10 protein-coding genes are annotated in these 13,597 nt (G+C 49.1%); 8 read left to right on the top strand and 2 right to left on the bottom strand.

Annotated elements, in window-relative coordinates:
* Window positions 1–164 precede the first annotated feature (164 nt).
* Both BGP75_RS11645 and mfd read right to left on the bottom strand, forming a co-directional pair.
* Entirely contained in the window at window positions 165–1,010 is an 846-nt protein-coding gene (locus BGP75_RS11645) for a CsiV family protein (RefSeq protein WP_076718780.1), read from the bottom strand.
* 99 nt (window positions 1,011–1,109) lie between these two features.
* Complete coding sequence (mfd, locus tag BGP75_RS11640) at window positions 1,110–4,562, bottom strand: transcription-repair coupling factor (protein WP_076718779.1); 3,453 nt, start codon at window positions 4,560–4,562, stop codon at window positions 1,110–1,112.
* Window positions 4,563–4,925: 363 nt separating this feature from the next.
* Between mfd and BGP75_RS11635 the strand changes: the two genes are divergently transcribed.
* From BGP75_RS11635 to BGP75_RS11600, 8 genes are all read left to right on the top strand, one after another.
* On the top strand, window positions 4,926–6,356 hold the full coding sequence (locus tag BGP75_RS11635; RefSeq protein WP_076718778.1) for a glyceraldehyde-3-phosphate dehydrogenase: 1,431 nt from the start codon (window positions 4,926–4,928) through the stop codon (window positions 6,354–6,356).
* 329 nt (window positions 6,357–6,685) lie between these two features.
* Complete coding sequence (locus BGP75_RS11630) at window positions 6,686–8,023, top strand: Na(+)-translocating NADH-quinone reductase subunit A (RefSeq protein ID WP_076718777.1); 1,338 nt, start codon at window positions 6,686–6,688, stop codon at window positions 8,021–8,023.
* A 2-nt stretch (window positions 8,024–8,025) separates the two neighbouring features.
* Window positions 8,026–9,234 (top strand): NADH:ubiquinone reductase (Na(+)-transporting) subunit B, encoded by a 1,209-nt coding sequence (locus tag BGP75_RS11625; protein ID WP_076718776.1) that lies wholly within the window; start codon window positions 8,026–8,028, stop codon window positions 9,232–9,234.
* Window positions 9,224–10,003, top strand: coding sequence for a Na(+)-translocating NADH-quinone reductase subunit C (locus BGP75_RS11620; RefSeq protein ID WP_076718775.1), 780 nt, complete (start codon window positions 9,224–9,226; stop codon window positions 10,001–10,003). Before BGP75_RS11625 ends, BGP75_RS11620 begins: the two co-directional genes overlap by 11 nt.
* Window positions 10,004–10,005: 2 nt before the next feature.
* Complete coding sequence (locus tag BGP75_RS11615) at window positions 10,006–10,653, top strand: NADH:ubiquinone reductase (Na(+)-transporting) subunit D (protein WP_076718774.1); 648 nt, start codon at window positions 10,006–10,008, stop codon at window positions 10,651–10,653.
* A gap of 14 nt (window positions 10,654–10,667) precedes the next feature.
* On the top strand, window positions 10,668–11,276 hold the full coding sequence (nqrE, locus tag BGP75_RS11610) for an NADH:ubiquinone reductase (Na(+)-transporting) subunit E (RefSeq protein WP_076718773.1): 609 nt from the start codon (window positions 10,668–10,670) through the stop codon (window positions 11,274–11,276).
* A gap of 37 nt (window positions 11,277–11,313) precedes the next feature.
* Window positions 11,314–12,537 (top strand): NADH:ubiquinone reductase (Na(+)-transporting) subunit F, encoded by a 1,224-nt coding sequence (gene nqrF / locus BGP75_RS11605; protein WP_076718772.1) that lies wholly within the window; start codon window positions 11,314–11,316, stop codon window positions 12,535–12,537.
* A 6-nt stretch (window positions 12,538–12,543) separates the two neighbouring features.
* Window positions 12,544–13,596, top strand: a complete 1,053-nt coding sequence (locus BGP75_RS11600) for an FAD:protein FMN transferase (RefSeq protein WP_076718771.1) — start codon at window positions 12,544–12,546, stop codon at window positions 13,594–13,596.
* The last annotated feature ends 1 nt before the right edge of the window (window position 13,597 follow it).

Raw genomic sequence — 13,597 nt, 5'->3', positions numbered from 1 at the left:
CCTGTCCAACAAGAATGTGTAGTATTTTACGGAGAGGGAGTTGGCTCTTCAAACGACTCTTTTTCAGCTAAAAGGTGAAAAAAATTCATCGATGCAAGGTTGGCTTCTCCGTAAAACCACAGGTGTTCTACAGGGGGCTGATTCGCTTCTATTACTGATTTTCCTCACTGAATTGCAGACTGGGTAGCATACAGCTGAGCTGTATTGTTGGTGGTCTGGGTTTTTTCAGCTGTTGCCTTCAGGTTGGAGGAAGGGGGTTCTTCTGTGCTTCCCAGAGCGGGGGGAGCAATTCGAGTGAGTCTGATAAAAAGCCCGAACATAGGGTGATCAAGGTAATGGGTTTCACTACCTCGCATTCTTCTGCCTTGCTCCATTTTAACACTGAGTAAGCTGGGGTCCTTGAGCGGAGCTAAAGAGGGTTGTGCCTCAATATCCGGATTTTCAGTGATGGCTGTTGGTTCTTCCGGCGCGTGTGGTATCGCGCTATCCGCACTCTGCTGTGGGCTGTAGGGTGATTTCCAGCCGTTACCCACTCTTAGTGTGTAAAACAGGTTGGTGTGAAGGTGTAAATAGCGTGCTATATCCACCGATATGTCACCTTCAAGTTCGTAGCGGGTATCGTTGAGTCTGTTGCCTCCGGTGATGCGTATGGGGCGGGCTTTTCCCTTTCTGTATATTGGCTGTTTCCAGGCACGATGGAAAAGGGGTTTGTAGCCATTTCTTTTCATCAACGATTTGCTGATTGCCAATTTGCGTTTAGCCGGGAGTATTGGATAGGCGGAGCCGTCATTCACTGTTACCCCTGCTTGTGGCAGGTAAAGAGCGTTATTGCGGTGTGTGGGAATGGCGTTATGGTCCCAAAATTCTGCTGCCAGGCTTTGGTGGTTTTGGCTGAAAACAAAAAGTTCAACCTGATACCAGGGGGCTGCGGCTCTAGTTCCGCCTACCAGTGCCGCTGCTAATGTGAGTGCCAGCAAAAGTTGAGTTAACAGTGTCTGCGGTCGTGTCATCGATATTATGCCTGTGATGATTGGAGTGCTTTAAAAAGTACTCCTGTAAAAGTGGCGCTTCTGAATCAAGCCGTTTCAGCGCAGCTTGATTCAGCACTATTAATGTTCCTGTGGGGTAAGTTGCTGGAGCAATCGTTCCATTGCTTGGAAACGTTGTTCTGCCGCTGCCATATTAAGGGTGAATTTAAGACGGTTCCCGCCCTCAAGTCTATAGTTTTGTGGTTGCGATTGAACCATCTTGACAAGAATCAGTGGGTCAACCTTGGTTTCAGCTTTAAATTCGGCATGGCCATTGTTGGGGCCTGCTTCAAGTTTGCTGATACCAAGCTGTTGCCCTTTCAGTTTCAGTTGGGTGATTCTGAAGAGGTTCTTTACCGGTTCTGGCAGCAAACCAAAGCGATCAATCATTTCTACCTGGAGTTCTTTGAGTTCAGTCTTGTTTTTTGCGTTGGCAATGCGTTTGTAAAGGATCAGTCGGTTGTGGACATCCGGTAAGTAGTCATCAGGAATTAGTGCGGGCAAGCGAAGATTTATTTCAGCACCGATATTCAGAGGCTTGTCCATGGAAGGTGTTTTTCCTGCTTTTATGCTTTCAATGGCTTCTTCAAGCAGCTCCATATAAAGACTGAAGCCAATACCTTCCATTTGACCGCTTTGGTCATCGCCAAGTAACTCTCCAGCTCCTCGTATCTCAAGGTCGTGAGTCGCCAGAGTGAAGCCGGCACCGAGATCAGATGCTGCTTCAATCGCATCCAGCCGTTTCACTGCATCTCGGGTCATGGAACGTTTATTCGGTGTCAGTAAGTAGGCGTAAGCCTGGTGGTGAGAGCGGCCTACACGGCCGCGCAACTGATGCAACTGGGCCAGACCAAACTTGTCTGCTCGTTCGATAACTATCGTGTTGGCATTGGGGATGTCGATGCCGGTTTCTATGATGGTTGTACAGACCAGGACGTTGAATCGCTTGTGGTAGAAGTCGCTCATCACCTGTTCCAGTTCGCGCTCTCTCATCTGGCCGTGGCCAATGGCGACTCTTGCTTCAGGAATGAGCTCTTCAATTTCCCTGGCAAGGTTGTCTATGGTCTTTACTTCATTATGAAGGTAATAGACCTGTCCGCCTCGCAGCAGCTCCCGCAGGATTGCTTCTTTGATGAGGTTTTTGTCTTTTTCTCTGACAAAGGTATTAACCGACAGCCGACGGGCGGGTGGGGTTGCAATGATGGACAGGTCTCTGATACCGGACATTGACATGTTAAGGGTTCTGGGGATTGGGGTTGCTGTCAATGTGAGGATATCGATATTTGCTCGTAAGGATTTAATCCGTTCTTTCTGTTGTACACCGAAGCGATGTTCTTCATCAATGATGAGCAAGCCAAGGGATTTGAAGTCAATATTTCCTTGCAGCAGCTTATGAGTGCCAATCACAATATCAACTTTCCCTTCGCTGAGTCCGACAGTTGTAGCTTTTTGTTCTTTGGCGCTACGGAAACGAGACATGACTTCAATATTGACGGGCCAATCGGCAAATCTGTCGAGAAAGGTCTGGTGATGTTGCTGAGCCAGTAAGGTTGTCGGGGCCAGTATTGCTACCTGGTGGCCGTTTTGAACGGCAATAAATGCCGCACGAAGGGCTACTTCTGTTTTTCCGAAGCCAACATCACCGCACACCAGGCGATCCATTGGGGTCTTGCTGGTAAGATCTTTGATTACAGCATTGATTGCAATGGCTTGGTCGGGCGTTTCTTCAAATGGAAAGCCGGCAACAAATGCGTCGAACTGCTCATCAGGTGGTAGAAATGAACGTCCTTTTCTGGCGGCTCGGCGAGCATAGATATCAAGCAGTTCTGCTGCCGTATCCCGGATTTTTTCCATCGCTTTGCGTTTGGCCTTGCTCCATTGTTCGGTGCCGAGTTTGTGCAGAGGGGCCATGGAATCGCTGGCGCCTGAATATCTGGAAATCAGGTGCAGTGAGGATACCGGAACATAGAGTTTTGCCCCATCCGCATACTCCAGAGTCAGAAACTCATTGCGTTGTCCGTCAAGGTCGAGGGCCTGTAATCCCAAATACCTTCCTACGCCGTGTTGTTCATGAACGACTGGGGCTCCGGTTTGGAGTTCGGTGAGGTTCCGGAAAATCAGGTCGCTGTTGTCTTGCTCCTGGTGGCGGCGACGGCGTTGCATAACCCGTTGCCCAAACAGTTGGTTTTCAGTGATCAGGTCAATACATCTGTCTGATAGGCTGAGTCCTGATTCCAGCGGAGCAACAATGATTCCTGCGCTATATTCTCCTTCGACAAACTCTGGCCAGCTTTTTACCAGAGCTGGTTTCAGCGCAATGCGGTCCAGTAATTCCAGTAGTGCCTGGCGGCGCCCCGCAGACTCTGCACAAAAAAGCACTCTTCCCGTGTGGTTTTCGAGGAATTTCTGTATCTTTTCCATCGGATTGGTAGCTTTTGCATCGATAGGGAGTTCGGGAGGAGTTGTGGCTGCTAAGTTGATTCTTCCTGCTTTTGAGGGAAGCTTGTCTGCGGATAACTCCGTTCGTGGAAATGACTTCAAATTTAAGAAGGTTTGATTAACTTCAAAGAAGGCATCTTTTGGCGACAGGATAGGTCTTTCAATATCGTAGCTGCGGCTCTCGTGTCTGCTTGTCACTTCACTCCAGAATTCCTGGCAGGCACTTTCCAGGCCCGTATCGCAAAACAGCTGGGTCGTATCGGGCAGGTAGTCTGTAAGTGAGCTTGTTTGGTCAAAAAACAACGGCAGGTAGTATTCTATCCCCGGGGGGGCGATGCCATTGCTGACGTCCTGATAGGTCGGGCAGTGTTTTGGATCTACATCGAAACGTTCTCGCCATTGCTGGCGAAAATATGCGATGGCTGTTTGGTTAATTGGAAATTCTTTAGCCGGTAATAATCTGACAGATTCAACCTGATCTATGGAGCGCTGATTTTCAGGATCAAAAGTTCTGAGAGTATCTATTTCATCGTCGAACAGGTCAATTCGATAGGGGGAGTCACTACCCATCGGAAAAATGTCCATAATTGAGCCACGAATGGCGTATTCGCCGTGTTCGTAAACGGTGTCTACTGCATGATAACCGGCCTGACTCAGATTGTTTCGCATCTGTTCCATGTCCAGTTGTTGGCCTGTTTTCAGTATCAGGCTGTGTCCCGCCAGGTAGCTTATCGGCGGTAGGCGTTGCATGAGAGTGGCTGCTGGAACAATGATGACTGCTTGTTTGCTGTTCTGTAGTTGATGCAGGCAATAGAGGCGCTGGGAGATGATATCCTGATGAGGAGAAAAGCTGTCATAAGGCAGTGTCTCCCAGTCGGGAAAGCTAAGAGTCTTAAGGTCATCACCAAAAAAACGGATCTCGGCTGCTAAGCTAGCCGCACTTTCTGAGTTTTGCGCGATTACCAGGGTTAAGCTGTTGTGTTGTCTGGCCTGTTCTGCAATGAGTAAACCGCGAGCGCAGCCTTTCATATTGCCGATAAAGCGTGTTTTGCCGTTGGGTACGGGTGGTATGGGTGTAAATGGAGGAGTGGCCATGGAGTTAAAACAAGCTCTGATGAAGTGAACAGGAACTGGGCATTGTAGCGCCTGTGGATGCGATATCAATGTTGGAGTATTGCAACAGCATATTGGTTTTGTTTCAAGGAAGTGTTCTGGAGTTGGCTTATTCGGTGGAGCCATTTTTTATGCAGTCAACTGTATGATCTGATTGATATCTCGCTAATTTGTTTGAGTTTCTGCTGCCAGAGGTTTGAGTTTCTGCGGTACTGCCGATGGAGGTCTTAGGAGTCATTGTGTTGCGGTGCACCTAAAGTATACAAAAATGGGTTTGCCGGGCTAAGGTCAAATAGCGCATAATACGCGCTCCAAATCTATTGATGACGACATTGGAGTGACCCTGTGAGTCGAGAAAATATCTTCGCTGATTGGAAAGAGCGTGAAGCTGTTGCGGAATCGATGATCCCAATCATCGGACGTCTTTACCGTGATTCTGAAGTTGAGACTTCTGTATTCGGCAAGGTTGTTGTTAAACGTTCCGTGATTAACATTCTGAAAGCACACAAGTTTGTGCGCCAGGTCGAGGGTGAGGAGTTATCCGTTACGGATACTTATCCAGTACTGCAAGCTATTGATAAAATGGCTTTAGGGCGTGCTCATGTCGATATTGGTAAGCTGGCTGTCAAGTTCAAGAAAGAAGGCGAGGGGCGTACTCTTGAGGATTTTCTGAACGAAGAACTGGCTGGAGCCAAGAAGAATGGCGATGAAGCTCAGCCTACAGATGTGGTGCTGTACGGCTTTGGCCGAATCGGTCGTTTGCTGGCCCGTTTATTGATTGAAAAAACAGGCGGTGGTCAGAATCTGTGCCTGCGCGCCATTGTTGTTCGTGGCAAGGGCGGTGATCTGGAGAAGCGCGCCAGTTTACTTCGTCGTGACTCCGTGCATGGCTCATTTATGGGAACTATCTCCGTAGATGAAGAAAACAGTGCTATTGTTGCCAACGGCAACATGATCAAGGTGATCTATGCTGATGCGCCTGACACCATTGATTACACTCAATACGGGATCAGTAATGCTGTTGTCGTGGATAATACCGGCAAGTGGCGTGACCACGATGGTCTGTCATTGCATTTACGTGCCAATGGTGTGTCGCGTGTGCTTCTGACTGCACCGGGCAAGGGTGTTAAGAATATTGTAATGGGGGTTAACAACAAGGATATTACTGACGACGATCGCATCTTGTCAGCAGCCTCCTGTACAACCAATGCCATTACCCCTGTGTTGAAAAAGCTTCATGAGCAGTTCGGTGTCAAAAACGGTCATGTTGAAACTGTCCACGCCTACACCAATGATCAAAACCTGATTGATAACTATCATTCTGGCGATCGTCGTGGTCGTGCGGCAGGTCTTAACATGGTTTTGACTGAAACGGGGGCCGCCAAGGCTGTTTCTAAGGCGCTGCCGGAAATGGAAGGTAAGCTGACCGGTAACGCAATTCGTGTTCCAACGCCGAATGTATCAATGGCGATTCTGAATTTGAATCTGGAGAAGGCTACGACCAAGGATGAGTTGAACGACTTCTTGCGGAATGCGGCTCTGCACTCTGAGTTGCAGAAGCAGATTGATTACAGCAACTCTCCTGAGGCTGTCTCCTCTGATTTTGTCGGATCCCGTGCTGCAGGTATTGTTGATGGTCTGGCTACCATTGCGAGCGGTGACTCCTGTGTTGTTTATGTCTGGTATGACAATGAATTCGGTTATAGCTGTCAGGTGCTTCGCTTGTTGCAGCAGGTTACGCTTTCGACTCTGAAGGCCTACCCTATCGAAGGCTGATTTCACAATTATTGTCAGATCAAAAAAGCCGCTGACTTCAGCGGCTTTTTTTGTGGGTGGTTTTTATAATTGACAGTTTAAGAGAGTCTTTTGCGACTGCGCGTTGAAATTGCTGGGTATTTAATCAAATACCAGATAATCATCCTTTTTCCCTCGAAATAGTCCGCCAATTATCCATTGGTTGAGTGGAAAAAAAACCATTCAGTCTATATAATTACGCGGTTTTTTGGCGGGTTCTCAGGTGACTTTTGTCAAGCATGTGTCGCTAGCCGACATATGTTGTTATTCGGGAATCTGAAAGTAAAGTTATTCGTGATTGGGTGAGGCGTATGATCAAGATCAAAAAAGGTCTGGATCTACCTATTGCCGGTGCACCACGTCAGACCATCGTAGATGGCCCTGAAGTGCGCTCGGTTGCCGTTATCGGATTTGACTATGTGGGTATGAAACCTACCATGGCTGTCCGTGTTGGTGATCGAGTGAAGCTCGGTGAGGTGATTTTTTCCGATAAGAAGACGCCAGGTGTTAAGTACACCGCACCGGCTGCCGGTGTGGTATCTGCTATAAACCGTGGTGAAAAGCGTGTCCTGCAATCTGTCGTGATCGATGTGGATGGCGATGAGGCTGTAGAATTCGCAAAATATGAAATATCTGAGCTGGAGAAGCTGGACCGTGTTGATGTTGTAAGGAATTTGGTTGACTCCGGACTCTGGACAGCTCTGCGCACTCGCCCTTTCAGTAAAGTTCCTGCTCCCGAATCTGCCGCACGTTCCATTTTTGTGACGGCAATCGACACCAATCCATTGACTGCCGATCCAGCGGTTATTATTGCTGAGCAGAAAGAAAGCTTTGAAACCGGTCTGAAACTGCTGACCAAACTATCTGAAGGCTCTGTTTTCGTCTGTAAGGCTCCGGGTGCTGAGATTCCAGCCCCTATGGGAACAACAGCTGAAGAATTCGATGGGCCTCATCCTGCAGGTAACGTCGGAACCCATATCCACTTTCTGGACTCTGTCAGCGAGAACAAGACTGTATGGCATATCGGTTATCAGGATGTGATTGCCTTCGGCAAACTGTTCACAACCGGCAAACTTCCAGTGGAGCGTGTTGTCGCCCTGGCTGGCCCACAGGTCCCCGATGGCCGTCTGATTCGCACTCGCCTGGGTGCCAATACTGATGAGCTGGTGGCCGGTCTGATCAAGGATGCAGATAACCGTGTTATTTCCGGTTCCGTGTTTAACGGGCGCACAGCGGAAGGTCCTTTTGCCTATTTGTCCCGCTATGCGAACCAGATCAGCGTGTTGCTGGAAGGCCGTGAACGTGAGTTTATGGGCTGGGTTGCACCGGGTGCTGAAAAGCACTCTCTGTTGAATATTGTCAGCAGTAAACTGAGCGCCGGAAAACTGTTTAACTTCACGACCACCACCAATGGCTCTGAACGGGCAATGGTTCCAGTAGGGCAGTTTGAAACAGTGATGCCTTTGGATATCTTGCCGACTCAGCTGCTGCGTGCACTGGTTTGCGGTGATATGGATGCAGCTATCGCTCTGGGTTGCTTGGAGTTGGACGAAGAAGATCTGGCACTGATGACTTATGCTTGCCCCGGCAAGTACGAGTATGGTCCGATTCTTCGTGACAATCTGACCCAGATTGAGAAAGAGGGCTGATGATGAGTATTCGTAAGATTCTCGATAACATGGAGCCGCATTTCCATAAAGGCGGTAAATACGAAAACTGGTATGCCCTCTATGAAGCGGCTGATACCATTTTCTACACACCGGGCAGCGTTACTAAAAGTGCTTCTCACGTTCGCGACATGGTTGATCTCAAGCGAATGATGATCCTGGTGTGGATGTGTACATTCCCCGCAGTTATTGCCGGTATGTATAATCTTGGTTTTCAGGCCAACGAAGCAATGGCCGCTCTTGGTCTGACCGAAGCTGAAGGCTGGCGTGGAGCTATCATTGATACCTTTGCCGGACATGATTCCAGCAGTATCTGGGATAATCTGGTTTACGGTGCCGTGTACTGGTTGCCGATCTATGCAGTCACCTTTATTGTTGGTGGCTTCTGGGAAGTGCTGTTCGCCATGAAGCGAGGTCATGAAGTCAACGAAGGTTTCTTCGTTACTTCTATTCTTTTCTCACTGATCCTGCCTCCAACTATCCCTCTTTGGGAAGTGGCTCTGGGTATCAGCTTCGGTGTTGTGATTGGTAAGGAAGTTTTTGGTGGCACAGGTAAAAACTTCCTCAACCCTGCATTGACCGGGCGTGCATTCCTCTTCTTCGCGTACCCTGCCCAAATGTCCGGTGATGCAATCTGGACCGCTGTTGACGGCTTCTCCGGCGCAACTCCTCTGGGTCTTGCCGCAGCTGGCGGTGTCGAAGAAATTCTGGCTAACAACATCACCTGGATGGATGCCTTCCTGGGGAATATTCAGGGCTCTGTCGGTGAAGTTAACACGCTGATGATCTTTATCGGTGGTGGCTTGCTGATGCTGTTCCGCATCGCTGCATGGCGTATCGTTGCCGGTGTTTTCGTCGGTATGGTTGCTATGAGCTTGTTATTCAACATGATTGGCTCTGACACTAATCCGATGCTGAATATGCCGTTCTACTGGCATCTGGTACTCGGTGGGTTTGCCTTCGGTATGATGTTTATGGCGACAGATCCGGTTTCTGCCTCAATGACCAACACCGGTAAGTGGTGGTTCGGTGGGTTGGTAGGAGTGATGGTCGTGCTGATCCGTGTGGTCAACCCTGCATTCCCGGAAGGTATGATGCTGGCGATTCTGTTTGCCAACCTGTTTGCGCCGTTGATCGACTACTTTGTGGTTGAAGCCAACATTAAACGGAGGATGTTACGTAATGTCCGCTAATAACGATACGATCTCCAAGACGCTGAAGGTTTCGGTTGCACTCTGTGTGGTCTGTGCGGTTTTCGTCTCCGCCGCCGCCGTAGCGTTGAAACCTCAACAGTTGGCAAACAAGGCTTTGGATCGTAAGACCAATATCCTTGCCGCAGCCGATCTTAACGACCCAAATAAGACAGTTGATGAGTTGTTCGATGCTAACGTCACAGCCAAGGTGCTGGATATGACAACGGGCACTTGGGCAGAAGGTATTGACCCTCTGACCTATGACGAGCAGAAAGCGGCGAAAGATCCCGCTCAGGCTGTTGTTCTGGGTGATAAAGACATTGCCGGTATCAAGCAGCATGCTCGCTACAAGGTTGTCTATATGGTCAAAAGTGGTGACGAGATCGAGAAGCTGATCCTGCCCGTTCACGGTAAGGGACTCTGGTCTACACTGTATGGCTTTATGGCATTGGAAGGTGATTTTAACACTGTAGTTGGTCTTGGCTTCTACTCTCACGCAGAGACTCCAGGGCTGGGTGGAGAAGTTGACAATCCAAGCTGGAAGGCTGTCTGGAAAGGCAAGAAAGTCTATGGTGACGATTTCGAAAATGCTGAAATCGGCCTGATTAAAGGCAAAGTTGATCCTGCGGGCAAGAATGCCGCGCATCAGATTGACGGTCTGGCAGGGGCTACCTTGACATCCAACGGTGTAACCAACCTGGTTAAGTTCTGGCTTGGTGAGAACGGTTATGCACCGTTTCTGGCTAAACTGCGCGCAGGGGAGGTGTAATCATGTCCAAGATGAAAGAAGTCGTAACGAAACCTATTGTTGACGACAACCCCATCGCTCTGCAGATCCTCGGTATCTGTTCTGCATTGGCGGTAACCAGCAGCCTTAACGTGGCTTTGGTTATGGGTATTGCGGTAACGGTTGTAACTGCATTCTCCAACCTGTTTATTGCTGCTATTCGTAACCATATTCCGAACAATATTCGGATTATCGTACAGATGACCATCATCGCCTCTCTGGTAATTGTGGTTGATCAGGTGCTGAAAGCCTTTGCTTATGAGCTATCCAAGCAGTTGTCGGTATTCGTTGGTTTGATTATCACCAACTGCATCGTTATGGGCCGCGCAGAAGCCTTTGCTATGAAGAATGCCCCTGGCATCAGCTTCATGGATGGTATCGGTAATGGTTTGGGCTACTCTGCGGTACTGATTTTTGTGGGTACTGTTCGAGAGTTGTTCGGTTCCGGTTCCCTGTTTGGCATCGAGATCTTCTCGCTGGTGAATAACGGTGGCTGGTATGTCGCCAACGGCATGATGCTGTTGCCTCCATCCGCCTTCTTCGTCATTGGTTTGATGATCTGGGCTCTGCGTGCTTGGAAGAAAGGGCAGGTTGAAAAGCCTGACTTTACTCTGGCACCCAACAGCAAGTAAGGGGAGATTGAGTTATGGAACATTATATTAGTCTGTTTGTTCGCTCGATCTTTATCGAGAATATGGCGCTCGCCTTCTTTCTGGGGATGTGTACTTTTATCGCCATCTCCAAGAAGGTCAAGACCGCTATTGGCCTGGGAATTGCCGTAGTATTCGTGCTGGGCATTACCGTACCGGTGAACAACCTGATCTACACGACTTTCCTGGCTGACGGCGCGTTGGCCTGGGCAGGTCTGCCGGAGGTGGATCTTAGCTTCCTGGGTCTGATCTCCTATATCGGTGTTATCGCAGCGATTGTGCAGATTCTTGAGATGCTGCTTGATAAGTATGTTCCTGCGCTATACAACGCGCTGGGGGTCTTCTTGCCGCTGATCACCGTAAACTGCGCCATCATGGGTGCGGCTCTGTTCATGGTTGAGCGTGATTACAACTTTGGCGAGTCCATCGTCTATGGTGTAGGCGCCGGTCTTGGCTGGGCATTCGCGATTACTGCACTGGCAGGTATCCGCGAGAAACTGAAGTACAGCGATGTGCCTCACGGCCTTCGCGGTCTGGGTATCACCTTCATTACTGTTGGTTTGATGTCCCTGGGCTTCATGTCCTTCTCTGGGGTACAGCTTTAAGCTGTGCGGTGTGCGATTCAGTAAAGGTTAAACGAACATGGAAATTATACTCGGTGTGATCATGTTTACCGCCGTAGTACTGGCTCTGGTAGCGGTGATTCTGTTCGCCCGCGCCAAGCTGGTTAGCAGCGGTGACGTGACAATTGACATAAACGGTGATCCTGAGAAATCGATCACAGCTCCAGCCGGTGGTAAGCTGTTGCAGACTCTGGCCGGTCAGGGCATCTTCCTGTCCTCTGCCTGTGGTGGCGGCGGTACCTGTGCTCAGTGTAAGTGTATTGTCGAAGAGGGTGGTGGCGAGATGCTGCCAACCGAAGAGGGTCACTTCACTAAAGGTGAGAAGCGTGAAGGTTGGCGTCTGTCCTGCCAGGTAGCGGTTAAGCAGGACATGAAAGTAGAAGTCGAAGATGATGTCTTCGGCGTTAAGAAATGGGAATGTACGGTTGATTCCAACCCTAACGTGGCAACCTTCATCAAGGAACTGACCCTGCGTCTGCCTGAGGGTGAGAACGTAGACTTCCGTGCTGGTGGTTATGTTCAGCTTGAATGTCCTCCACATGTCGCTGCCTACAAGGACTTTGACATTGATGAGGAATATCACGATGACTGGAATAAGTTTGACATCTGGCGCTATGTGTCCAAAGTCGACGAAACGGTTATTCGTGCTTATTCTATGGCTAACTACCCGGAAGAGCGCGGTGTGGTTAAGTTTAACATCCGTGTTGCGACACCTCCTCCAGGGCGTGATGATCTGCCAGCCGGTAAGATGTCTTCCTATGTCTTCAGTCTGAAGCCTGGCGACAAGGTGACTGTATACGGTCCGTTCGGGGAATTTTTCGCCAAGGAGACCGATGCGGAGATGGTCTTCGTCGGTGGTGGTGCTGGTATGGCTCCCATGCGTTCACATATCTTCGATCAACTGAAGCGTCTCAAATCCAGCCGTAAGATCTCTTATTGGTACGGTGCCCGTTCAATGCGGGAGGCGTTCTATGGTGAAGAGTTTGATAAACTGGCTGCCGAAAATGAAAACTTTAAGTGGCATCTGGCTCTATCAGATCCTTTGCCAGAAGATAACTGGGATGGTTACACAGGCTTTATCCACAACGTATTATATGAGAACTATCTGAAGGATCACGAAGCTCCGGAAGATTGCGAGTACTACATGTGTGGGCCACCGATGATGACATCAGCAGTTATCAAAATGCTGGAAGATCTGGGTGTTGAGCGTGAAAACATCTTACTTGATGACTTCGGCGGCTAACCAGCCTTGTTGATTATTCGTCAATTCGCAGCCGTCATTGTCGGGCTGCTGGCTACTGTTTTTGTAACAGTGCTGGTGGGTTCGGCAGTGAGCGGCTGCAGTAACTCTTCAGAGCAACTGGTTATTCATGCGGTGTCTGGTGCCACCATGGGAACCAGCTACTCGGTTAAAGTTGTCGCACCGAAGGATTTCGATCAGCAAGGACTGAAAAGTAACGTTCAGGCTGTACTGGACCGAATTGAGTCCAGGATGTCGACTTATCGTAAAGACTCAGAATTGAGTCGCTTTAATACGTCAAAACCCGGACAGTGGTTTGATGTGACTGATGAAACAGCGAAAGTTGTGGCTTTGGGATTGACAATCAGTCAAGAAACTCAGGGTGCTTTTGATATGACTGTGGGGCCATTGGTAAACCTCTGGGGGTTTGGGCCGGGCAAAGTCATATCAAAAGCTCCTACAGAACTACAGATTAATAACCTTCTGACTCAAGTGGGCTACGACCAGATAGAGGTCAGGCAGACACCACCATCATTGTTTAAACATCAGGATGCCTATCTGGACCTTTCTGCCATAGCTAAAGGATATGCGGTCGATGCGGTCGCAGATACGCTGGGAAGTCAATTTTCTGCCTACCTGGTGGAGGTAGGAGGGGAGTTGCGAGCTGAGGGCAGAAAGCCTTCTGGAGAAAACTGGCGTATAGCTGTTGAGAGTCCCGTTGTCGAGACCAGGGATATCCAGAAAGTTATCAAGGTAGAGGGCACGGCTATCGCTACCTCTGGAGATTACCGAAACTACTTCGAGCAAGATGGCGTACGCTATTCTCATACTATCGACCCAACTACCGGTAAGCCTATTCGGCATCGACTGGCATCGGTAACAGTTTTAGACCCTTCCTGTGGCCGTGCTGATGCTTTAGCGACAGCGTTAATGGTTTTAGGGGAAGAAAAAGGACTGGCTTTGGCAAAGTCGATGAAACTGCCAGCTTTGTTTCTTGTTAAGCAAGAGCAAGGGTTCGCAGAGATAATCACACCAGAATTTGAACCGTTTTTAATACAGTGAG

This window comes from Motiliproteus sp. MSK22-1 (genome assembly GCF_001968815.1).
Classification (GTDB): Bacteria; Pseudomonadota; Gammaproteobacteria; order Pseudomonadales; family Balneatricaceae; genus Motiliproteus.
Note: the sequence above shows the minus strand (reverse complement) of the source record. Positions and strands in the feature narration are given on the sequence as shown.

Excerpts from the sequence above, each read along its gene's own strand:
- BGP75_RS11645 (WP_076718780.1), bottom strand. The coding sequence starts at position 1,010 with ATGACACGACCGCAGACACTGTTAACTCAACTTTTGCTGGCACTCACA.
- mfd (WP_076718779.1), bottom strand. The coding sequence starts at position 4,562 with ATGGCCACTCCTCCATTTACACCCATACCACCCGTACCCAACGGCAAA.
- BGP75_RS11630 (WP_076718777.1), top strand. The coding sequence starts at position 6,686 with ATGATCAAGATCAAAAAAGGTCTGGATCTACCTATTGCCGGTGCACCA.
- BGP75_RS11625 (WP_076718776.1), top strand. The coding sequence starts at position 8,026 with ATGAGTATTCGTAAGATTCTCGATAACATGGAGCCGCATTTCCATAAA.
- BGP75_RS11620 (WP_076718775.1), top strand. The coding sequence starts at position 9,224 with ATGTCCGCTAATAACGATACGATCTCCAAGACGCTGAAGGTTTCGGTT.
- BGP75_RS11615 (WP_076718774.1), top strand. The coding sequence starts at position 10,006 with ATGTCCAAGATGAAAGAAGTCGTAACGAAACCTATTGTTGACGACAAC.
- nqrE (WP_076718773.1), top strand. The coding sequence starts at position 10,668 with ATGGAACATTATATTAGTCTGTTTGTTCGCTCGATCTTTATCGAGAAT.
- nqrF (WP_076718772.1), top strand. The coding sequence starts at position 11,314 with ATGGAAATTATACTCGGTGTGATCATGTTTACCGCCGTAGTACTGGCT.